This window comes from Sphaerisporangium sp. NPDC049457 (assembly GCF_055586705.1).
The window spans coordinates 19003-40320 of sequence record NZ_JBVJHR010000037.1; the positions used below are offsets into that span (position 1 = coordinate 19003).

Sequence of the window (21318 nt, forward strand, 5' to 3'; positions counted from 1 at the left end):
GTCCCAAAACGGACACCCCGGGGTGATCGCACCACTCGGCCACATGGATAGGCTCAGGGCATGCAATCGTGGTCTGCTCCCGAGATCCCTTCGCTGCCCGGCATCGGCCTCCCCCTCCGGCTCAACGACACCTCGGCCAGGGGCGTCAGGGAGACCGCCCCGGGGCCCACGGCGCGGATGTACGTCTGCGGCATCACGCCCTACGACGCCACCCATCTCGGGCACGCCAACACCTACCTCGCCTTCGACCTGGCGAACAGGATGTGGCGGGACGCCGGCCACGCCGTGCACTACACCCAGAACGCCACCGACGTGGACGACCCCCTGCTCGAACGCGCGCAGCAGACCGGCGTCGACTGGCAGGAACTGGCCGCCAAGGAGATCGAGCTCTTCCGCACCGACATGGAGGCGCTGCGCATCATCCCGCCGGACGACTACGTCGGCGTCACCGAGGTCGTCGGCCAGGTGGCCGAGCTGATCGGCCGGCTGAAGGACAAGGGAGCCACCTACGACGTCGACGGCGACGTGTACTTCTCCGCCGTCGCCGCTCCCAAGTTCGGCGCGGTCTCGGGGTACTCCGAGGAGCTGATGCTCAAGCTGTTCGCCGAGCGCGGCGGCGACCCCGACCGCCCGGGCAAGCGCAGCCCGCTCGACTGGCTGCTGTGGCGGGCCGAGCGTCCCGGCGAGCCGTCCTGGCCCTCGCCGTTCGGCCCCGGCCGGCCGGGGTGGCACGTCGAGTGCACGACGATCGCGCTGAACCGCCTCGGCAGCGGCTTCGACGTGTCGGGCGGCGGAACGGACCTGATCTTCCCGCACCACGAGATGGGCGCCAGCGAGGGGCACGTGGCCACGGGAGAGTGGCCGTTCGCCCGCGCCTACGTGCACGCGGGCATGGTCGGCCTCGACGGCGAGAAGATGTCGAAGTCCCGGGGGAACCTCGTCTTCGTGCACCGGCTGCGCGCCGAGCACGACCCCATGGCGATCCGGCTGGCCCTGCTCGCCCACCACTACCGCGAAGACTGGCAGTGGACCGGCGACCAGATCCACACCGCGACGGCGCGGCTGGCCCGCTGGCGGTCGGCCGTCGACCGCGCGGCCGGCCCCGACGCCGGGCCGGTGCTCCAGCGCGTCCGCGAGCGGATGACCGACGACCTCGACGCGCCGGGCGCGCTGGAGGCCGTCGACGACTGGGCCACCCGGGCCCTGGCGAACGAGGGCGACGACCCCGCGGCCCCCGCCCTGATCCGCGCCACCACCGACGCCCTCCTCGGCGTCGCCCTTTGACCCACCCGGCTCGCCCCTTCGGAGATCAGTCGGTGGGCAGGAGTGTGCCGAGGGGGCCGAGGTCGAGGTTGAGGTCGGCGGGCGACAGCTCGAAGCGCTCGCACAGTTCCGTCATCGCCTCCTCCAGCCGCATCAGCGTCAGGCCCAGCGTCTCGATCTGATCGTCGGACAGGTCGCCCTGGTCCATGCGCCGCACGCACTGCCGTTCCACGAGTTGCCGCACCAGCTCCACGAGGGTGAGCACCAGGCGGGTGAGATCTCGCTCCACCGTCTCCGGATCGGTGTCCAACCGCCATGGCCCGGACCGTGAGGCGCCACCGCCCCCCGAGCCCCGCCCCGGCCGGGAGGGGTCACGGCGAGGGGCGTTCATGCCGCACTCCGATCTGCAGCGGCTCGGACTCCCGTACCGACATGATCAACGCCCGCAGCGAGATGCGCACCAGGTCGATGTCCGCGATGGACAGCACCAGGTCGCCGGTGATCACGACCCCGCCCGCGAGCAGGCGGTCCAGCAGGTCGACCAGCGCCACCCGCTCGGCCGGCAGCCGCCCCTGGGCGGCCAGTTCGGCGCCCCGAGGCGCCATCTCACGACCCATCGCGCCCCTCCGGCCCGCCGGGGTCCTCGACCGGCTCGCCGTCCTCGGCGCCGGCCGGCTCGAGAGCGGTGAAGGAGTACGGGGCCCACGGGCCGGTCAGCTCCATCTCCACCCCGGGCCCCCGCAGGGCGTCCAGCGTGGCGGCGAACTCCTCGCGGCGCTCGACGTCGACAAGGTAGGCGCCGTTGAGGAGCATCCAGTCGTCGCGTCCCGACAGCCGGGGGTCCTGGGGACGGTGGCGGGTGCCCGCCACCGCCACCTCCGTCAGCGTGGCGTGGATGAACTCGGCGCGCTCGGCGGCCTCGCGCCAGGCGTCGTCACGGCTGCGCAGGCTCGCCTTACGACGCCTGAGATACTCGGTGCCCGGCCTCGCGGCCGCCGGAGCCTCCTGTCCCGGCCGCCCGGAGGCCATCCGGTCCTCGCGCACCGACCGCCCGCCGGCTGTCCGGTGTTCCTGGCATGGCTGTTCGCCGGCCGGCCGGTTCTCGTGTCTCGACCGTCCGGCGGCGGTCCGGGGCTCGGGGGCCGCGTGCTCGGTGGTCGTTCGGTGGTCGTCTCCCGCCGGCGCGTGGGCGTAGGCCTTGACGCCCCACTCCTGGCGGCCCGCCACGCGTGACAGGACGTCGGTGAACTCCTCGCGGCGCCGGTCCAGCAGGTCGCGCACCTGGTCGTCGCCGCTGTAGACGGTGACCAGCCGGACGGGCGCGGTGGAGGGGGCGGCCCCGGCCACCGCCTCCACGACGCGGTGATGCGCGCGGGCCGTCTCCCCGACCCAGTCCAGGTCCTCCAGCGAACGCCGCAGCGGCCCCTCACCGAACTCGTCGAGCGGCACCGTGCTCACGTAAGCGGCCAGCCCGGCGGCCACGACCGCCCGCACGGGCGCTCCGGCCACGCCCTTCAACTCTTCCAGCACATCCGGTCCCGGACGGTCGTCCGCGTGGGTGACCGCGTACAGGTACGTCCCGCTGTCAGGCACCGTGCCCCTCCTCGGAAGAGGCATCGAACCCGCAAGAGGCGGTCGTCGTCTCAGTCATCGTCGTCCTCCCGTCGGCGCGGGCGGCGGGAGGGTTCCTCCACGGGGTTCCGCCGGTCGTACGCCCCGATCCGTTCGTCGTCGGCGGCGGCGGCCCGCTCGTCCTGAAGGGGGAGACGGTCGCCCTCCGCCGCGGCGAGGCGGCGGCGCAGGCGGCGGTTCTCCTCGACCAGGTCGTGGTCCCTGGAGCTGAGCCACGGGTCGTGCTCCCACCAGTCGATGCCCAGCTCGCGCGCCGTGTCCACCGACGCGATCAGCAGCCGCAGCTTGATCGTGAGCAACTCGATGTCCAGCAGGTTCACGCGGATGTCGCCCACGATCACCACGCCGCGGTCCAGCACGCGCTCCAGGATGTCGCCGAGGTTGCCGCCCGAGTCACGGGCCGGAGCACGCTGCGGCGAGCCGTACGGGGACACCACGCGTGCGGATCGGGTTGGTTCGGACATGTCAGTACACCCCGCCCGTGTCGCCCTTGGCGCGCTTGTAGCTGCGCACCCGCCGGTACGAGACCAGGTCCCCCTCGGAGTCGAGGTCGATGGCGTAGATCGCCAGGGTGTCGCCGGAGGACGGGATCCGGTGGTCCTCGACGACCTCCACCTCGACGGTCCAGCCGTCGCCCGCCGGTTTGACCAGCGTGACGCCCTCGACGTCCTTGCCGGTCAGCCCGGCCATGTAGTCGAGCCCGGCGCGGCCGGCCGTGGCCGCGGTCAGCCGCCGGGAGGTCCTCGCCCGCCCGGCGGAGCGCCGGGTCCCGGGCTCGTCCCCGTAGCCGGTGTGCTCCCCGTGACCGGTGCGGTCCTCATAGCCGGTGTGCTCCCCGTGACCGGTGCGGTCCTCATAGCCGGTGTGGTCCCCGTAGTCGTCGGCGGCGTCCACGGGATCGGCCGCGGCGGCGTCCGCGGGCGTGCCGTACTCGTAGCGGTCGTCGCCCGCGGCGCTCCGCCGGTCACGGGGTCTGCGGCTGGCCGGCACGATGTCACCTCCTTCTTGCCCGGCGCCCGGCGCGGGCGCACGCGCCTCCTGCCCGGCGCCCGGCGTGGTTCCACGCGGTCGCGCACCGACGTCCGGCGTGGGTGCACGCGGTCGTGTCCCGGCGCCGGGCTGGGGGAGGGGCGGCCTTCCGGCGAAGACCGGTCACCCGCACTAGCCGATCATCCGTTGCAGGATCTCCTCGGTCGCGCGGGCGCTCTCCGCCTCGGAGATCAGGCCCGCGGCGCGCGCCTCCTCCACCTCCTCCAGCTGCCGCCGCACCGACGCCGGGTCGCGCAGCTGATGCTCCACCTGTTCCTCGATGAGCTCGCCCAGCCGGATCAGCGCCTCCACAGGCACGAGCGGCCAGCCGAAGAGCAGCTTGACCAGGCCCATGTCCCACCGCACCCTCACCCGCGGGCGTCGACGAAGTCGTAGGGCGCCTGAGGGCCGAGCAGGCGCAGGGTGACGCGGTCCGCCCAGCGGCGGCCGGCGTCCTCCAGCGCGTTCTCGAACTCCTCAAGCCGGTCGGTCTCCACCAGGACGGCCAGGTGGGCGGCGTCCTCCTCGTGCGTGGGCTCCCGGATGACGATCGTGACGGCGTGCGGGGCCAGCGCCTCGGCCAGGGCCTGGGTGTCGTCGTCGCGCTTGCCCTCGATCGCCCGGTTGATGATCTCGCCGAGCCGGATCCGCGCGTCCCAGGTCGCCTCCTCGGGCAGGCCGCGGATCTCCTCCCGCAGGCGGGCCGCCTCGGGCTCCTCGGTGAGCACCTCCCGGAGGACCACGCCCTCGTCGTAGCGGGCCTTGACGACGAACTGGGTCTTTCCCTCCAGTTCCTCCAGCGCCGCCCGGAACTCGTCGTGATGCGGGGACAGCAGTTCCCGGACGACCGCCTCGGGACTCTCCATCACAGCGCCGAAGCGCAACGGGAGCACCGGCACCTCGGCGGCCACGTCGTCCAGCAGATTCTGGTGCGCCATGAGGTCCTGCGGCCTGCCCAGCGGGCGGTTGAGCCGCAGGCCGCTGATCAGCGCCGCGATGTCGCGGTGCCGCACCAGGGCGATCTCGCCGGGCGGGTCGCCCACCCCGCGGGCCTCCGGGGTCAGCTCGACGTCCGAGGGCAGGATGCCGTAGATGTACGACGCCGTCGCGCGCTCTTCCTCGGCGGCCGGGACGCCGGGCCGCTCCCCGGCCCGGCCCGAGGCGCTCGCGGCGGCGTCGCGCGGCGCCCGCGCGTCCACCGCCTCCGGCGCGCCGGCGGACCTGCCGTGACGAGCCTGCGGAGCCTGCTTCTCAGACCCCGGTGCGGCGGGGCCGGAAGTCGAACGGGCCATGTCAGTCCTCCTCACGCCCGCGCCTGCGGTGCGCGGGCTGCTCGGCCGACTCGGTGATGAAGTCACGCAGCTTCTCGCCCGCCGCCTCCAGCGCGCCCTGGGCGACGCCTTTGGTCTTCGACTTGGCCACGCCCTGCGTCATGTCCTGCATGAGCTCGGGAAGCCCCTTCTGGCCCTCCGCGATGTCCAGCCGGTTGACCGCCTGGGCGAACCGCAGATACGTGTCGACGCTGGCGACGACGACACGGGCATTGATGGTCAGCAACTCGATGCCCACCAGCGCGACGCTGACGTAGGCGTCGATGACCAGCCCCTTGTCCAGGATCGTGTCGATCACGTCGGCCAGCCCACCGCCCGATGAGGCCGGCCGGCCGGCCGGCCCGCCGCTCGACGGCTGCACGATGGTCATACGCTCCACTCCTTGCTGTGGCTCAACGCGCGCGGAGGCGCGCCCCTCATCCGCCTTCGGCCGTGGTGCTCGTCTCGTCCTCCCGCCCGTCCCCCGAGGCCCGGGAGGTCATCGGCCTCGTCCTTCCGGTCCGCCGAGGGCCGGGTGGTCATCGGCCGCCGCCTCCCGGCCATCCCGGGGGCCGGGGTCATCGGCCTCTGCCTCTCGGCTCGGGCGCCGGTTCGCGGCGGCTCCGGCGCGCGGGCTCCTCGCCTTCGGGGCGGCGCCGCCGCGTCCGGGGCTCATCGGGCCCGCCGCCCTCGCTCCCGCGCCGGGCGGGCGCCCGCTGTTCCTCCTCCTCAGCGGGCTCGGACCGGCGACCCCGGCCGCGGGCCTCCTCGGCCCGCCCGCTCTGGCGCACCCGGCCCCGCGGCTCCTCCGCCGAACTCTGATGCGCCCGCGGCCGTTCCGCGCGCCGCGGACCCCAGGGAAGCCGCCGCCTGCGCCGCTCCTCGGGGGCCTGCTCACCTTCGCCCTCGCGTTCCTCGGCCGCCTCCGCGCGGCGCCGGGGACGCTCCTCCTCGGCCGCCTCCGCGCGGCGCCGGGGACGCTCCTCCTCGGCCGCCTCCGTACGGCGGCGGGGACGCTGCTCCTCGGCCGCCTCCGCGCGGCGGCGGGGACGCTGCTCCTCGGCCTCCTCGCCTTCCTCGGCAGCCTCGGCCTCCTCACCTTCCTCCGGCGCGCCCTCCTCGGGCTCCTCGCCCTCCTCGTACTCGCCCTCTTCGGCCTCTTCGCCTTCTTCGTACTCGGCTTCCTCGCCTTCCCCGGGCGCGGGCCCGCCGTGTTCTTCGTGTTCCTCGCGTTCCTCTTCCTCGCGCAGGGCGGTCTCGTGGTCCTTGACCACCTCGCCCTCGTGGATGACGCCGCGCCACCCCTCGACCTCATCGGGATGCAGCAGGTTCTCGGTCATCACGTGCCGGCGCATGTGCTTGAACTCCAGGCGCGCCCTGCGGCCCTGCGCCCGCCAGATGCCGCCGATGTGCTCCATGAGCCCCTTGGGGTGGTACTCCAGCACCACCAGAACCCGTGTCAGGTCAGGGGTGACCTCGTGGAAGGTCACGGTGCCGTCCACGTACCCCTTCGCGCCCTGCGAACGCCAGATGATCTTCTCGTCCGGCACCTGCTCGCTGATCGTGGACTGCCAGGTGCGCCGCGACCAGAAGATCTTCGCCTGCCAGGTCAGCTTCTCGTCGCTCTCCTGGACGACCTTCTCGACCTTCTTCATGAAGTTCGGCCAGTCCTGGAACTGCGTCCACTGGTTGTAGACCACCCGTACCGGGGCGCCGATGTCGAGCGACTCGACGATGTTGTGGAACTTGAGCTTCTTGCCCTTGGCGCCGCGCCCGCCGAAGCCGAGCTTGCTCTTCAGACCGCTGAACGCGAGCTTGGCCAGCCCCTTGACCCGGCCGAACCGGCCCTCGGACCCGGCGAGCTGCCCGACGGTGCGCATGCCGCCGTTCTCGGCGAAGTCGGTGAGCTGCCGGGTGGTGCTCTCGATCTTGCGCCGTACGGCCGTGAGCGCGAGCCGTCCGGCGACGCCGGCCAGCCCGCGCATCTGGTGTTTGAGCGGGTTGGCCGCGGCGGCGCCGGGCCCTTCCCTTCTCGGTTCGGCCATCGAGGATCACCCCCTGGTCCGGTGGATCGGCCGCGAGCGCGGCGACGGCTGGTCGCGGACCACGCGACCGCGCGGCCTCGGCTCCTCGTCCCCCGGCTCCTCTTCCTCGGCGGGCCTGCGCGCCTCACGTCCGGCGGGGCGCGCGCGGTCCTCGGTCTGCCTGCGCCGAGGGGGCGGCTCCTCCTCGTACTCGTCCTCCTCGTCGTACTCCTCGTACGGCTCTTCCTCCTCCAGGTCCTCCGGCGGGCGCTCGGCCGGCCGGCGCACCCGGGACCTGGCGGTGCGCAGGCCTCCTGCGGCCCGCTCGCGCAGGCTGGTGACGCCGCCCTTCGCCGTTCCTGCGGCCTCTCCGGCGGCGCCGGTCGCCTGATCCTCCAGGCCGGCCGCGACGGTCGCCGCGTGCTGCAGGGCCTCGGCACGGTCCTGGAGCTTCGTGCTCAGCGAGCTGACCTGCCTGCTGGCCGCGGCCTTCGCGGCGGCCTTGCCGGCCTCGAACAGCTCGCCGCGGACGCTGTTGATGATCTTCTCGAGCTCCGGGGAGGAGCTCGCGAGCTTCAGCCCCTGTTCGAGGAGGTTGCCCCGGGTGCCGCCGAGCTTGCCCGTGGCGCCCGCCACCCCGAGCGCGACCGCGAGCTTGAACCTGCGGTGCCGGCCGAGGAAGTAGCCGAGGGCGACGGCTACGGCCACCTTCAGTCCGCTTGTCACGATTGCCTCCTTCTCCGGCTTCCCGTCTCGGGATCCGCCCGGCGAGGCCGCCTTCCGGTGCTCCCGGCCTGCGGGGCCGGCAGGGCCGGCCTGGCGCCGGTCGCGCGCGTGCGGGAAGCGGGACGCCCCCGATGTGCGGAAGCGGCCTGGTCCGGCACGCTTCCGGATCGTCGAAGGCCCTACCCGGCCACATTGCGACAGAACGCGCATTGGCGAAAAAAAGGGACATACAACCCGAGATGGCGAAATGTTGCCTCTGGCCGGCTTCAGTCGGGCGCCGTCACAACATGAATGGGGACGCCGGGCGGCGTGACGTCCGGCGCCGCCTCACGGCATGGCGGCGAAGAAGCGCTCGCGCTCGTCGGCGGGAAGGCGGTCGCAGAACAGGACGCCGTCGAGGTGGTCGACCTCGTGCTGGAGCACCCTGGCCAGCATGCCGAGCGCCCGCACCGTCACCGGCTTGCCGTACATGTCGCGGCCCCGGGCGACGACCGAGTAGGAGCGTTCCAGCGGCCACCAGAGGCCCGGCGCCGACAGGCACGCCTCGTCGGCGACGATCGTGCGCTCCGACAACTCAAGGCGCGGGTTGACCAGATGGCCGGACCTGCCGTCCAGCTCGAAGGTGAGCACGCGCAGCGGCACCCCGATCTGCGGGGCGGCGAGCCCGGCCCTGCCGGAGCCCGCCCTGGTGGTCGCCTGGAGCGCCTTGACCAGGTCGCGCAGGGAGCGGTCGAAGCTCGTCACCGGTTGCGCCACGGCGCGCAGCACCGGGTCGGAGAAGAGCCTGATCTGCTGGACGCCGGTCATGCCCGCTCCCGGAGGTGACGAGACTGAGTGGGTTTCCCGGAAAGGATGCCCGATCGGCCGCCGGGCAATCTTTGTTAATTCGATGTTGCCGTCGTGATGCCTGTGCATCACATGTTTCGTCCGTGCGTCGGAAGTAACGCCGATATCTGACATTCGTCGTCGTCCGGTGTGATCCGCCTCGCTAACTTCGGAGCCTCCCGACCCCCAGAGCACATTGAGGAGGAACCGTGTCGGTGACGGACGCTACCCGTACCGCTGCGGCTAGAGGCCGCTGGATCAGTGACTGGAGGCCCGACGATCCCGGCTTCTGGGAGAGCCGCGGCAAGGGCGTCGCCCGCAGGAACCTGATCTTCTCGATCTTGGCCGAGCACCTCGGCTTCACTCTCTGGACCGTCTGGAGCATCGTCGCCGTCAAGCTCGGCGCCTACAAGTTCTCCACCGACCAGCTCTTCTGGCTGGTGTCGCTGCCCAACCTGGTGGGCTCGACGCTGCGCCTGCCCTACACCTTCGCCCCGGCGAAGTTCGGCGGCCGCAACTGGACGGTGGTCAGCGCGCTGCTGCTGCTCATCCCCGCCGTCCTGCTGGCCGTCGCCGTGAGCGACCCGGCCACGCCGTACTGGGCCTTCCTGCTCATCGCCGCCACGGCCGGGCTCGGCGGCGGCAACTTCGCCTCCAGCATGGCCAACATCACCTACTTCTACCCCGAGCGCAGGCAGGGCTGGGCCCTCGGCCTCAACGCCGCCGGCGGCAACATCGGCGTCAGTTCGGTGCAGCTGGTCATGCCGCTGGTGATCGCCGGCTTCGGCCTGGCGGCCGCCGGGCTGTTCTGGGTGCCGTTCGTCATCATCGCCGCGGTGGGCGCGTTCTTCTGCATGGACAACCTCACCACCGCCAGAGCGAGCGCGAGGGAACAGCTCAAGATCACCCGGCGGGCGCAGACCTGGATCATGTCGTTCCTCTACATCGGCACCTTCGGCTCCTTCATCGGCTACACCACCGCCTTCCCGCTGCTGATCAAGAGCCAGTTCCCCGAGCACACCTCCACCGTCACCTGGGCCTTCCTCGGGGCGCTCGTCGGATCGCTGATCAGGCCGCTCGGCGGCCGGCTCTCCGACCGGCTCGGCGGAGGCCGGGTCACCCTGTGGAACTTCGGCGCCATGGGCGTCGCCGTCGCGCTGGTCGGCTTCGGGGTCTCCACCCACAACTTCGGCTTCTTCTTCGCCTCCTACCTGGTGCTCGTCGCGCTCACCGGGGTGGGCAACGGCTCGACCTACCGCATGATCCCGGCCATCTTCCGGGCCAAGGCGGTCGAGGGGATCTCGCCGGAGGACCGCACCGCGTACGACGCCGCGCTGGCCGCCGGCAAGCGGGACAGCTCCGCCGCCATCGGGATCATCTCGGCCATCGGCGCGTTCGGCGGCTTCTTCATCAACCGCGGATTCGGCACCTCGATCGCCGCGACCGGCGGCGCGGGCGCCGCGCTGGCCGCGTTCGCCTGCTTCTACGTGGTGTGCGGGGCACTGACCTGGTTCTGCTACCTGCGCACGGTCGGGGTGCGGCTCGCCCCGAGCCTCGCCACCGCCAGGGTCTGAACCGGGCCCGTCAGAGCTCCACGTCCGGGACGGGAACGCCCGGGCGGCGCCGGACTCCGGCGCCGCCCGGGCCCGCACACGCGTGGGCCGGGCGGCGGCGCTCACCGGCCGGGCACCGCCATGTGCGCACAGGCGGCCCGCGCCCGATGTGAACACGGTTGGCGGCTTGTAGCACAGAGGTAACAGGAGGGACCCAATGGTGAAACGGCCTGAAAGCACCATCGAACCCATGCCGACCTCACTTTCCCCACCGGCGTCTGTGATGACGCCGGTGCACCTGGGTGAGGCGACGCACTGCCCTTACTGCGCCCTGCAGTGCGGCATGTACGTCAGCGGCGGGACCGGCGCGACGGCGGGCGGCCCGCTCACCATCACCCCGCGGCACGACATCCCGGCCAACGCCGGAGGGCTCTGCCAGAAGGGCTGGACGGCGGCCGAGCTGCTGAAGCCGGGCGTGCGGCTGACCACGCCGCTCGCCCGCGCGAGCCGCACCGCCCCGTTGGAGCCGGTGAGCTGGGCGGAGGCGCTCGACCGCGTCGCCGGCGCCGTCCGCGGCCTGCAGGCCGCGCACGGCCGTGACGCGGTGGCGGTGTTCGGCGGCGGCGGCCTGACCAACGAGAAGGCCTACCAGCTCGGCAAGTTCGCCCGCGTGGCGCTGCGCACCAGCCAGATCGACTACAACGGCCGCTTCTGCATGTCCTCGGCCGCCGCCGCCACGAACCGGGCGTTCGGGATGGACCGGGGGCTGCCGTTCCCGATCACCGACATCGCCGAGGCGGACGTGGTCATGATGGTCGGCGGCAACGTCGCCGAGACCATGCCGCCCTTTCTGCGGCACCTGCGCAACACGCTCATCGTGGCCGACCCCAGGGAGACCCGCACGGCCAGGCAGGCCGCGCTCCACCTGAAGGTGACCCCGGGAGCGGACCTGGCCCTGGCCCTCGGCCTGCTGCACATCGCGATCACCGAGGGATACGCCGACCAGGACTACATCGCCGCCCGCACCACCGGCTTCCAGGCGGTCCGCGAGTCGGCGGCCGCGTGGTGGCCGGAACGCGCCGAGCGGGTCACCGGCGTGCCGGTCGCCGCGATGCGCGAGGCGGTCCGCCTGCTCGGCACCGCCGGCAAGGCCATGATCCTCACCGGCAGGGGCGCCGAGCAGCACTCCAAGGGCGTCGACACCGTGACCGCGTTCATCAACCTCGCCCTCGTCCTCGGGCTGCCGGGCCGCGAGGGCTCGGGGTACGGCTGCGTCACCGGGCAGGGCAACGGCCAGGGCGGCCGCGAGCACGGGCAGAAGGCCGACCAGCTCCCCGGCTACCGCAAGATCGACGACCCGGCCGCCCGCGCGCACGTCGCCGCCGTGTGGGGCGTGGACCCCGCCGATCTGCCCGGCCCCGGCCGCTCCGCCTACGAACTGCTCGACGCGCTCGGCACCGCCGCCGGGCCCAAGGCCCTGATGGTGTTCGGCTCCAACCCGGTGGTGTCCGCCCCGCGGGCGAGCCACATCACCGAGCGGCTGGCGGCGCTGGACCTGCTCGTGGTCTCCGACTTCGTGCTGTCGGAGACCGCCGCCATGGCCGACGTCGTGCTGCCCACCACGCAGTGGGCCGAGGAGCACGGCACCATGACCAACCTGGAGGGCAGGGTCCTGCTGCGCAGGCAGGCCGCCGTCCCGCCCGCCGGGGTGCGCAGCGACCTTGAGATCATCTCCGCGCTGGCCGCGAGGCTCGGCCAAGCCGAGGGCTTCTCCGACGACCCGCGCACGGTGTTCGACGAGCTGCGCCGGGCCAGCGCGGGCGGCGTCGCCGACTACGCCGGCATCACCTACGAGCGCATCGCCCGCGAGACGGGGGTGTTCTGGCCCGCGCCCTCCGAGGACCACCCCGGGACCCCGCGCCCTTTTCTGGACCGCTTCCCGACGCCGGACGGCCGGGCCAGATTCGTGCCGGTGGACCACCGGCCGGTGGAGGAGGAGATCGACGACGACTACCCCTACTACCTGACCACCGGCCGCGTGCTGGCCCACTACCAGAGCGGCGCCCAGACCCGGCGGGTGCGGGCGCTGAACGAGGCGGCGCCCGAGCCGTACGTGGAACTGCACGCCGACCTGGCCGAGCGCCTCGGCGTCGGCTCCGGCGACATGATCCGGGTGACCAGCCGCAGAGGGACGGCCGAGGCCGCCGCCAAGGTGAGCCGGTCCATCCGGCACGACACGGTGTTCATGCCCTTCCACTGGCAGGGCGCCAACCGCCTCACCAACCCGGCCCTGGACCCGACGTCCCGGATGCCGGAGTTCAAGGTCTGCGCCGTACGGGTCGAGCGGTCCGGCGAGGGCCCGCGCGAGCGCGATGACGCCGCTTCGCGGGCCGGCGCCCCGCGGGCCGACCGGGGGAGGAACGCGTGAGGCTCATCGTCATCGGCAACGGCATGGCCGGGACCCGTCTGGCCGACGAGGTCAGGGCGCGCGACAAGGACATCCAGATCACGGTGATCGGCGCCGAGACCCGCAGGTCCTACAACCGGGTCCTGCTGTCGAACGTGCTCGCCGGCACCGCCAGCCCCGAGCAGGTGCGCCTGCCGGCCCAGCCGGACGGCGTGACCACCCGGCTCGGCGTCACCGTCACCTCCATCGACCGCGAGGCGCGCGTCGTCCACACCGACGACGGAGCGCGGGAGCCGTACGACGTGCTGGTGCTGGCCACCGGCAGCGAACCGGTCGTGCCGCCCATCCCCGGCGTCGCCCGCGCCATCGCGTTCCGCACCATGGACGACTGCCACCGCATTCTGCAGGCGGCCGCGAGCGCCACCAGCGCGGTCGTGGTCGGCGGCGGCCTGCTCGGCGTGGAGGCCGCGCGCGGCCTGGCCGGGCGCGGCATGCCCGTCACGCTGCTGCACCTGGCCGGCCACCTCATGGAACGCCAGCTCGACGCCGAGGCCGGGCTGGTGCTCGGCGAGGCGCTGGCCGGGCTCGGCGTGGCGGTCAGGACCGGGGTGCAGGTCACCGCGATCCACGAACACGGCGTCGAGCTCGCCACCGGGGAGGTCCTGGCCTCGGAGCTGGTGGTGCTCGCCTGCGGCGTGCGGCCGCTGGTCACCCTGGCCAGGGACGCCGGCCTGGAGGTCAACCGCGGCGTCGTCGTGGACGACCACATGCGCACCGGCGACCCCGCCATCTACGCGATCGGCGAGTGCGCCCAGCACGACGGCACCGTGTACGGGCTGGTCGCGCCCGCCTGGGAGCAGGCCGCCGTGGTCGCCGACCTGATCACCGGAGCGGACCGCGCCGCCAGGTACCGCGGCTCGCGCCTGGTCACCCGGCTGAAGGCCCGCAGCGTCGAGCTCGCCTCGATGGGCGAGGCGCACCTGAACGAGGACCCCACCGGCGAGGTCGAGGTGGTCCGCTTCACCCACCGGGCGCGCGGCATCTACCGCAAGCTCGTGATCAAGAACGACCGGCTGGTGGGGGCGATCCTGCTCGGCGACGCGCCGACGGTGGGCACGCTCACCCAGCTGTACGACCGGGGCGGGCCCCTACCGGGCGACCCGGCCGGGCTGCTGTTCCCGTCGTCGATCGAGCACGCGACCCCGGCCGACAGCCCGGTGCGCATGCCCGACTCGGCGCGGGTGTGCGAGTGCAACAACGTGACCAAGGGCCGCATCCGCGCCTGCTGGGAGGCGGGCGCGCGCGACACGGCCGCCGTGGCGGCGGCCACCCGGGCCACGACCGGCTGCGGGAGCTGCCGGGACGCGGTCGAGGGAATCATCGGCTGGCTGTGCGAGCAGGAGGAGGAGGTCCGCGCGTGAGGATCGTGGTGGTGGGGTACGGGCCGACGGCCCACCGGCTCGTTGAGACGCTGACCGACCGTGGGTTCAAGGGCACGATCACCGTCCTTGGGGAGGAGCCGAGGCCCGCCTACGACCGGGTGGCGCTGACCTCCTACCTGACGGGCACGTCCCTTGCGGAGCTGACCTACCAGGCCCCCGAGGGGGTGACGGCGGTACGGCTGTCGGAGCGGGTCACCGAGATCGACCGCGACCGCCGGGTCGCGGTCACCGCGACCGGGCACGAGGAGCCCTACGACGTCCTGGTGCTGGCCACCGGCTCCTCGCCGTTCGTGCCGCCGGTGCCCGGCGCCGACCGGGCGTTCGTCTACCGGACCATCGACGACCTGGACGCCATCCGCGAGGCCTCGGCCGGCTCCGGCTCCGGCGTGGTCGTCGGCGGCGGCCTGCTCGGCCTGGAGGCCGCCGACGCGCTGCGCGGCCTCGGCCTTTCCACACACGTCGTCGAGATGGGCGGCTGGCTGATGCCCCGCCAGGTCGACGAGGGCGGCGGCTCGGTGCTGCGCGGCCACATCGAACGGCTCGGGCTGGCCGTGCACACCGGCACCGGCCTGAACCGCATCGAACCGGACAAGGTCGTCCTGGCCGACGGCACCGAGATCGACGCCGGTGTGGTGGTCTTCTCCGCGGGCATCCGGCCGCGCGACGAGCTGGCCCGCCAGGCCGGGCTGCCCGTGGGCGAGCGGGGCGGCATCGTGGTCGACGCGGGCATGCGCACCGCCGACCCGGCCGTGTTCGCCATCGGCGAGTGCGCCCTGGTGGGCGGCATGGTGTACGGCCTGGTCGCGCCCTGCTTCACCATGGCCGAGGTGGCCGCCGACCGCATCCTCGGCGGCGTGGCCGAGTTCACCGGCGGCGACCTGTCGGCCAAGCTCAAGCTGCTCGGCGTGGACGTGGCCAGCTTCGGCGAGCTGTCCGGCGCGCTCGACGTGACGTACATGGACCCGGTGGCCGGCGTCTACAAGAAGCTGTTCATCAGCGACGACGCCCGCACGCTGCTCGGCGGCATCTGCGTCGGCGACGCCACCCCCTACAGCCTGCTGCGGCCGATGGTCGGCAGGGAGCTGAGCGCCCAGCCCAGCGACCTGCTGTTCGCCGGCGCCGGCGGTGCCGGGCTGTCCGGCGCCGACTTCCCCGACGACGCCCAGGTCTGCTCCTGCAACAACGTCACCAAGGGCCAGATCAGCACCGCCATCGCCGAGATGGGCCTGACCGACGTGGCCGGCGTCAAGAAGTGCACCCGGGCCGGCACCAGCTGCGGCAGCTGCGTGCCCGCGCTGGCCTCGATCCTCGCCTCCGAGGGCGTCGTGCTCAGCAAGGCGCTGTGCGAGCACTTCGACCACAGCAGGCCGGAGCTGTTCGACATCGTCCGGGTGCGCGGCATCACGACCTTCTCCCAGCTCATCGCCGAGCACGGCAAGGGACGCGGCTGCGACATCTGCAAGCCCGCCGTCGCCTCCATCCTCGCCTCGCTCAACGGCGGCCACGTCCTTGAGGGCGAGCAGGCAGCGCTGCAGGACACCAACGACCACTTCCTGGCCAACATCCAGAAGAACGGCACCTACTCGGTCGTGCCCCGCATCCCCGGCGGCGAGATCACCCCCGAGAAGCTCATCGTGATCGGCGAGGTGGCCCGCGACTTCGGCCTCTACACCAAGATCACCGGAGGCCAGCGCATCGACCTGTTCGGCGCCAGGGTCGAGCAGCTGCCCAAGATCTGGAAGCGGCTGGTCGACGCCGGCTTCGAGTCCGGGCACGCCTACGGCAAGGCGCTGCGCACGGTGAAGTCCTGCGTCGGATCCACCTGGTGCCGGTACGGTGTGCAGGACTCGGTCGGCATGGCGATCGCCCTGGAGCTGCGCTACCGGGGGCTGCGCTCGCCGCACAAGATCAAGTCGGCGGTGTCCGGCTGCGCCCGCGAGTGCGCGGAGGCGCGCAGCAAGGACTTCGGCATCATCGCGACCGAGAACGGCTGGAACCTCTACGTCGGCGGCAACGGCGGCTTCAAGCCCCGCCACGCCGACCTGCTCGCGAGCGACCTGTCCGACGACGACCTGATCCGCACCATCGACCGCTTCCTGATGTTCTACATCCGCACCGCCGACCGGCTCCAGCGCACCGCCACCTGGGTGCAGGGCATCGGCCTCGACTACCTCCGCGACGTGATCATCAACGACTCGCTCGGCATCTGCGCCGACCTCGACGCGGGCATGGAGCGGCACGTGGCCGGCTACTTCGACGAGTGGCGCGCCACGGTCGACGATCCGGACAAGCTGCGCCGGTTCGTCAGCTTCGTCAACGCCCCCGACACCCCTGACCCGTCCATCGTGTTCGAGACCGAACGCGACCAGATAAAGCCCGTCCTCCTGGAGGTGACACGCGCATGACCATCATCCAGAACGACCCGGCGACTCAGGCGACCATCGGTGCGGTGTGGGTGCCGATCTGTGCCTATGCCGACCTGCTGCCCGAACGCGGGGCCGCCGCCTTGGTCGGCGGACACCAGATCGCGATCTTCCGCACCTTCGACGGACGCCTGTTCGCCGTCGGCAACCGCGACCCGTACAGCGGGGCGTACGTGATCTCGCGCGGCATCGTCGGCACCCGCGGCGAGGAGCCCGTCGTCGCCGCTCCCATGCACAAGCAGTCGTTCTCCCTGGTCACCGGCCTGTGCCTGGACGACCCCTCGCTGGCTCTGCCGACCTACCCCATCCGTGTCGCGGGCGGCACGGTGCAGGTGAGCGCCGTATGACGTCCGCCCTACTGGATGACGCGGTGACGGCGCCGGAGACGGCGCCGGACGCGCTCGCGGGCTTCACCATCGGGGTCACCGCGACCCGAAGGAAAGAGGAGTTCGCGGCGCTGCTCGAACGGCGCGGCGCCCGCGTCGTCCGGGCGCCGGCGATCCGGCTGGTGCCGCTCGCCGAGGACGCCGACCTGCTGGCCGCCACCCGCGAGTGCCTCAACGGCCCGATCGACGACGTCGTGGTGACCACCGGGGTGGGCTTCCGCGGCTGGGTGGCCGCCGCCGAGGGCTGGGGGCTGTCCGCCGACCTGGCCGAGCACCTGGCCACGGCCCGCCTGCTGCCCCGCGGCCCGAAGGCGCGCGGCGCCGTGCGCGCCGCCGGGCTGAACGACCACTGGACCCCGCCGACCGAGTCCTGCGAGGAGATCAAGGACTACCTCCTCCGCCAGAACCTGAACGGGCGGCGCATCGTGGTCCAGTTGCACGGCGAGCCGCTGACCGGGTTCGTGACCGCCCTGCGCGCGGCAGGCGCCGCGGTGATCGAGGTGCCGGTCTACCGCTGGCTGCCCTACCGCGACCCCTCGCCGCTGCGCCGCCTGATCACACAGGCCATCTCCGGCTCGGTGGACGCCGTGGCGTTCACCAGCGCCCCCGCCGTGCTCGCCATGCTGAACGCCGCCCGGGCGGAAGGGCTGGAGGAGGCCCTGATCGAGGCGTTCAACGGCCCGGTGGTGGCCGCGTGCGTCGGCCCGGTGACGGCGTCGCCGCTGGTGGCCAAGGGCGTGCCGGTCATCCAGCCGGAGCGTTCGCGGCTCGGCTCGCTGGCCCGCACTCTCGCCAGGCACCTGCCCGAGCACAGTGTCACCCGGGTCACCGCCGGATCCCACGAGCTGGAGATCCGCGGGCACGCCGTCGCCGTCGACGGCGAGCTCAAGCCGCTCCCGCCCGCCCCGATGGCGGTGCTCAAGCGCCTGGCCGAACGTCCCGGCCACGTCGTGCCCCGCTCGGACCTGCGCACCGTGCTGCCCGGCGGTCCCTCCCGCGACTCCGCCGAGCACGCGGTCGAGATGGCCGTCACCCGGCTGCGCCGCGCCCTCGGCCCCTCCGGCATCGTCGAGACCGTCGTCAAGCGGGGCTACCGCCTGGCGTGCGACCGGCCGGAGGCGCGATGACGCTCGTCCTGGCCGCCCACGGCACCCGCAGCGCGGCGGGCGAGGCCACCCTGGCCGCCCTGGCCGAGCGGGTGCGCCGGGCCCGGCCCGGCCACCGCGTCGAGCTGGCGTACCTGGAGATCAGCTCCCCGCCGCTCGCCGAGGTCCTGACCCGGGTCCCCGGACCGGTCGTCGTGGTCCCGCTGCTGCTGGCAGGCGGCTACCACGTCCACATCGATCTGCCGGGGGTCGTCGCCCGCGCACGGCCGGACGCGCTGGTCGCCGGCCCGCTCGGCCCTCACCAGCTGCTCACCGCCGTGCTCGCCCGCCGGCTGGCCTCCGCGGGGCTGCGGCCGACCGACGCGGTCATCCTGGGCGCCGCCGGGTCCTCCGACGCCTCGGCGGTCGCCGACGTGCGCTCCGCGGCCCGGCTGCTGTCGGTGCGGCTGGCCCGCCCGGTGACGGCGGCGTTCGCCTCCGCGGCGGCCCCGTCCCTCGCGGAGGCCATGGAACGGCTGCGCTCCGGACCGGCGCCCCGCGTCGCGGTCGCCTCCTACCTGCTGGCCCCCGGGTTCTTCCAGGGCCGCCTGGAGTCCGCGGGGGCCGACGTGGTCAGCGCCCCCCTCGGTGTGGACGACGACCTGGCCGCCCTGGTCTGGCACAGGGCGGACGAGACCGCCGCCTGGTGCGGCGTGCCGGTGTCCCGGCCGTCCGGCGGCGCCCGGGAGGCGGGCGGCCTGCTCAGGAGAGCGCAGGCGCCCGGGGCGTGACGGTCTCCAGCCGCAGCTCCCGCACGATCTCCACCGCGCCCTCGTCGCGGGACAGGACCGAGCCCGCGCCGATGAACATCTCGTAGTAGGCGTGCCGGAAGCAGCCGGCGAGCAGCAGGCGGGCGCTGGCCTCCGGGTCGACGTCCGGCCCGACCCGGCCGAGGCTCCGCTCGGCCGCCAGGTAGCGGGCCAGCGGGACGATCTCGGAGGCGGGGCCGAGCCCGTTCTCGCGCAGCGCCTCGCGGAAGCGCACGGTGATCGAGGGGGAGATGAACGCGGGCATCGCCGCGGCCTGTACCTCGGCGTAGTAGTCGATGCCGGCCCGGGCCACCGGCAGCAGGTTGTCGTTCACCCGGCCCTTGCCGGTCAGGCACATCAGGTCGTCCAGCGCGCGCAGCCAGACCGGGAGGCGGTCCTGCAGGAGGGCGAGGAACATGTCGACGGCCTGGGCGGGGGTCGTGCCGCGCAGCTGGGGGTAGGTGAGGGAGTCGCCGGGGCGGGCGGCGTCCTCCGGGGCACGGGCGTCGTCGCCCGGCTCTTGCGTTCTCATGAACACCGACATCTCGAGGACGCGTCTCCGCGTCTCCTGTGCTCTCTTGTGCGGATCAGGATATGGAATCGCCATGGGGGTCCCAAGGTGCGCAGTCACATGTTGTAGGTTCAGCACGCCGGTGACGCCGCTCACGATGTTTGCGGAGTCGTGTTCGTACCCGTTATCGAATCGTTGCCGCCAGTGTGGTGCCGCCCGAGGCCAACGGTGCGGAAGTGGCGCAGCGGCCAATTATTACCGGAAAGCTGCGCCGTTCGGAGTCAATAACGGGAACTATGCGAAATGCGCCTTTAGTCAAGCCGACATGGTCAATGTCGGGAAATGCGCACTTTCTCCGGGTTTGCGTCAGCCGCCGTCGTCGTCGTGGTCGCGCCGCCGCAGGTAGCGCTCGAACTCGGCCGCGATGGCGTCCCCGCTGGCCTCGGGCAGGTCCGCGGCGTCCTTGCGCTCTTCCAGTTCGCGGACGTACTCGGCCACCTCGGAATCCTGCGAGGCCAGCTCGTCCACCCCGTGCTCCCAGGCGCGCGCCTCTTCGGGCAGCTCGCCGAGCGGCATGGGGATGTCCAGAAGGTCCTCGATGCGGCGCAGCAGGGCCAGCGTGGCCTTCGGGTTGGGCGGCTGGGCGACATAGTGGGGCACCGAAGCCCACAGCGAGATGGTGTCGGTGCCGGCCGCCCCAAGGGTGTGCTGGAGCACCCCGACGATGCCCGTCGGGCCCTCGTAGCGGGTCAGTTCGAGGTTGAGCGCGCGGGCGAGGCCGGGATCGCTCACCGAGCCCACGATCGGCACCGGCCTGGTGTGCGGCGAGTCGTTGAGCAGCGCGCCGAGCAGCACCGCGGTCTCGACGCCGAGCTCCAGGCAGATGGCCACGATCTCTGAGCAGAACGTGCGCCAGCGCATGTTCGGCTCGATGCCGCGCAGCAGGACCACGTCGCGCTCACTGCCCGGCGGACGGGCCACCAGCAGGCGGGTGGTCGGCCACACGATCGACCGGGTCACGCCGTCGCCCAGCTCCACCATCGGGCGGGTCACCTGGAAGTCGTAGTACTCCTCGGGGTCGAGCTCGACCAGCGGGGTCGCCTTCCACTCTGACTCAAGATGGGCCAGAGCGCCGCTCGACGCCTCTCCCGCGTCGTTCCACCCCTCGAACGCGGCGATCAGCACCGGGTCGACGAGCTCGGGAAGTCCTTCGAGCTCGATCACGCGCCGCCTCCTTGCTGCCTGGCCGAGACCGCGCGCGACTTGCCGGCGCGGTCTCTCGGCCGCCGGCGGCGGCCTTGTACCCCACCAAGCCTATTCGTTGAGGGGTGCTCGGTGTCACCGAGAGGGCCGAGGGAGCTCGCGGTGGCCGGGAGGACGGCGTGCGTTCGCTGGTCGCGATCGCGGGGCCGTCACGCCCCCGGCTCCGGGCGGTCGCGTTCTGGCTCCCGCTAGGCTTGTGCGCATGAATAACGCAGCGTCCTTCAGGCAGGCCATGTCCGAGCGTGTGATCGTCGCGGACGGGGCCATGGGGACGATGTTGCAGGCTTATGACCCGACGCTTGATGATTTCGATGGTCATGAGGGTTGCAATGAGGTGTTGAACGTGACGCGTCCTGACATTGTGCGGGGGGTGCATGACGCGTATTTCGCGGTGGGTGTTGATTGTGTGGAGACCAACACGTTCGGGGCGAATCTGGCGGCGTTGGGGGAGTATGACATCGCTGGTCGGGTGTTTGAGTTGTCGGTGGCGGGGGCGCGGTTGGCGCGGGAGTCGGCTGATCGGTGGGCGGGGGCCGATGGGCGGGCGCGGTTCGTGCTGGGGTCGATGGGGCCGGGGACGAAGTTGCCGACGTTGGGGCATGTGGCGTTTGGGGCGTTGCGGGATGCGTA

General features: G+C 72.7%; 22 protein-coding genes. 9 read left to right on the forward strand and 13 right to left on the reverse strand.

The window, feature by feature from the left end; genetic code table 11:
- Positions 1–60: 60 nt before the first annotated feature.
- On the forward strand, positions 61–1284 hold the full coding sequence (gene mshC / locus ACZ6QO_RS37120) for a cysteine--1-D-myo-inosityl 2-amino-2-deoxy-alpha-D-glucopyranoside ligase (RefSeq protein WP_465858090.1): 1224 nt from the start codon (positions 61–63) through the stop codon (positions 1282–1284).
- A 25-nt stretch (positions 1285–1309) separates the two neighbouring features.
- Here the strand turns inward: mshC and ACZ6QO_RS37125 are convergent, their stop codons facing one another.
- The 11 genes from ACZ6QO_RS37125 to ACZ6QO_RS37175 form a co-directional block, all read right to left on the reverse strand.
- Positions 1310–1573, reverse strand: a complete 264-nt coding sequence (locus tag ACZ6QO_RS37125; protein WP_465858092.1) for a gas vesicle protein K — start codon at positions 1571–1573, stop codon at positions 1310–1312.
- 61 nt (positions 1574–1634) lie between these two features.
- Positions 1635–1880 (reverse strand): gas vesicle protein, encoded by a 246-nt coding sequence (locus ACZ6QO_RS37130; protein WP_465858093.1) that lies wholly within the window; start codon positions 1878–1880, stop codon positions 1635–1637.
- The gene (locus ACZ6QO_RS37135; protein ID WP_465858095.1) at positions 1870–2856 is read right to left on the reverse strand and encodes a GvpL/GvpF family gas vesicle protein; all 987 of its coding nucleotides are present in this window, start codon (positions 2854–2856) and stop codon (positions 1870–1872) included. Before ACZ6QO_RS37135 ends, ACZ6QO_RS37130 begins: the two co-directional genes overlap by 11 nt.
- 50 nt (positions 2857–2906) lie before the next feature.
- A complete protein-coding gene (locus ACZ6QO_RS37140; protein ID WP_465858097.1) occupies positions 2907–3359 on the reverse strand; it encodes a gas vesicle protein in 453 nt (150 codons plus the stop codon).
- Between the two features lies 1 nt (position 3360).
- Positions 3361–3885 carry a gas vesicle protein GvpO gene (locus tag ACZ6QO_RS37145; protein WP_465858099.1) on the reverse strand — a complete coding sequence of 175 codons (525 nt, stop codon included), beginning with the start codon at positions 3883–3885 and terminating at the stop codon, positions 3361–3363.
- Positions 3886–4056: 171 nt separating this feature from the next.
- Entirely contained in the window at positions 4057–4278 is a 222-nt protein-coding gene (locus tag ACZ6QO_RS37150) for a gas vesicle protein GvpG (RefSeq protein WP_465858100.1), read from the reverse strand.
- Positions 4279–4292: 14 nt separating this feature from the next.
- Positions 4293–5216, reverse strand: a complete 924-nt coding sequence (locus ACZ6QO_RS37155) for a GvpL/GvpF family gas vesicle protein (protein WP_465858102.1) — start codon at positions 5214–5216, stop codon at positions 4293–4295.
- Between the two features lies 1 nt (position 5217).
- The gene (gvpJ, locus tag ACZ6QO_RS37160; protein ID WP_465858104.1) at positions 5218–5625 is read right to left on the reverse strand and encodes a gas vesicle protein GvpJ; all 408 of its coding nucleotides are present in this window, start codon (positions 5623–5625) and stop codon (positions 5218–5220) included.
- A 187-nt stretch (positions 5626–5812) separates the two neighbouring features.
- Positions 5813–7279: an SRPBCC family protein gene (locus tag ACZ6QO_RS37165; RefSeq protein ID WP_465858106.1), complete on the reverse strand. Its 1467-nt coding sequence runs from the start codon at positions 7277–7279 to the stop codon at positions 5813–5815.
- Between the two features lie 6 nt (positions 7280–7285).
- Positions 7286–7984 carry a hypothetical protein gene (locus tag ACZ6QO_RS37170; RefSeq protein WP_465858108.1) on the reverse strand — a complete coding sequence of 233 codons (699 nt, stop codon included), beginning with the start codon at positions 7982–7984 and terminating at the stop codon, positions 7286–7288.
- Positions 7985–8311: 327 nt separating this feature from the next.
- A complete protein-coding gene (locus ACZ6QO_RS37175) occupies positions 8312–8791 on the reverse strand; it encodes a peptide deformylase (protein WP_465858110.1) in 480 nt (159 codons plus the stop codon).
- Between the two features lie 227 nt (positions 8792–9018).
- On the opposite strand from ACZ6QO_RS37175, the gene ACZ6QO_RS37180 reads away from it, so the two are divergent.
- The 7 genes from ACZ6QO_RS37180 (at position 9019) to ACZ6QO_RS37210 (ending at position 18896) form a co-directional block, all read left to right on the forward strand.
- On the forward strand, positions 9019–10383 hold the full coding sequence (locus ACZ6QO_RS37180) for an MFS transporter (RefSeq protein ID WP_465858112.1): 1365 nt from the start codon (positions 9019–9021) through the stop codon (positions 10381–10383).
- Positions 10384–10645: 262 nt separating this feature from the next.
- Positions 10646–12790: a molybdopterin oxidoreductase family protein gene (locus tag ACZ6QO_RS37185; RefSeq protein ID WP_465858132.1), complete on the forward strand. Its 2145-nt coding sequence runs from the start codon at positions 10646–10648 to the stop codon at positions 12788–12790.
- The gene (locus ACZ6QO_RS37190; RefSeq protein WP_465858114.1) at positions 12787–14190 is read left to right on the forward strand and encodes an FAD-dependent oxidoreductase; all 1404 of its coding nucleotides are present in this window, start codon (positions 12787–12789) and stop codon (positions 14188–14190) included. The genes ACZ6QO_RS37185 and ACZ6QO_RS37190 overlap by 4 nt, the downstream gene beginning before the upstream one ends.
- Entirely contained in the window at positions 14187–16616 is a 2430-nt protein-coding gene (gene nirB, locus ACZ6QO_RS37195; RefSeq protein ID WP_465858116.1) for a nitrite reductase large subunit NirB, read from the forward strand. The genes ACZ6QO_RS37190 and nirB overlap by 4 nt, the downstream gene beginning before the upstream one ends.
- Positions 16613–16981: a nitrite reductase small subunit NirD gene (gene nirD, locus ACZ6QO_RS37200; RefSeq protein ID WP_465858118.1), complete on the forward strand. Its 369-nt coding sequence runs from the start codon at positions 16613–16615 to the stop codon at positions 16979–16981. The genes nirB and nirD overlap by 4 nt, the downstream gene beginning before the upstream one ends.
- On the forward strand, positions 16978–18147 hold the full coding sequence (locus tag ACZ6QO_RS37205; protein WP_465858120.1) for a uroporphyrinogen-III synthase: 1170 nt from the start codon (positions 16978–16980) through the stop codon (positions 18145–18147). Before nirD ends, ACZ6QO_RS37205 begins: the two co-directional genes overlap by 4 nt.
- Positions 18144–18896: a sirohydrochlorin chelatase gene (locus tag ACZ6QO_RS37210; protein WP_465858122.1), complete on the forward strand. Its 753-nt coding sequence runs from the start codon at positions 18144–18146 to the stop codon at positions 18894–18896. Before ACZ6QO_RS37205 ends, ACZ6QO_RS37210 begins: the two co-directional genes overlap by 4 nt.
- Here ACZ6QO_RS37210 and ACZ6QO_RS37215 read toward each other — a convergent pair.
- On the reverse strand, positions 18868–19446 hold the full coding sequence (locus ACZ6QO_RS37215; RefSeq protein ID WP_465858124.1) for a hypothetical protein: 579 nt from the start codon (positions 19444–19446) through the stop codon (positions 18868–18870). The two genes, ACZ6QO_RS37210 and ACZ6QO_RS37215, sit on opposite strands and share 29 nt — an antisense overlap.
- A gap of 345 nt (positions 19447–19791) precedes the next feature.
- On the reverse strand, positions 19792–20649 hold the full coding sequence (locus tag ACZ6QO_RS37220; protein ID WP_465858126.1) for a PAC2 family protein: 858 nt from the start codon (positions 20647–20649) through the stop codon (positions 19792–19794).
- Between the two features lie 241 nt (positions 20650–20890).
- Here ACZ6QO_RS37220 and ACZ6QO_RS37225 point away from each other — a divergent pair.
- The coding region (locus ACZ6QO_RS37225) for a homocysteine S-methyltransferase family protein (RefSeq protein ID WP_465858128.1) at positions 20891–21318 on the forward strand (428 nt) is incomplete at its 3' end.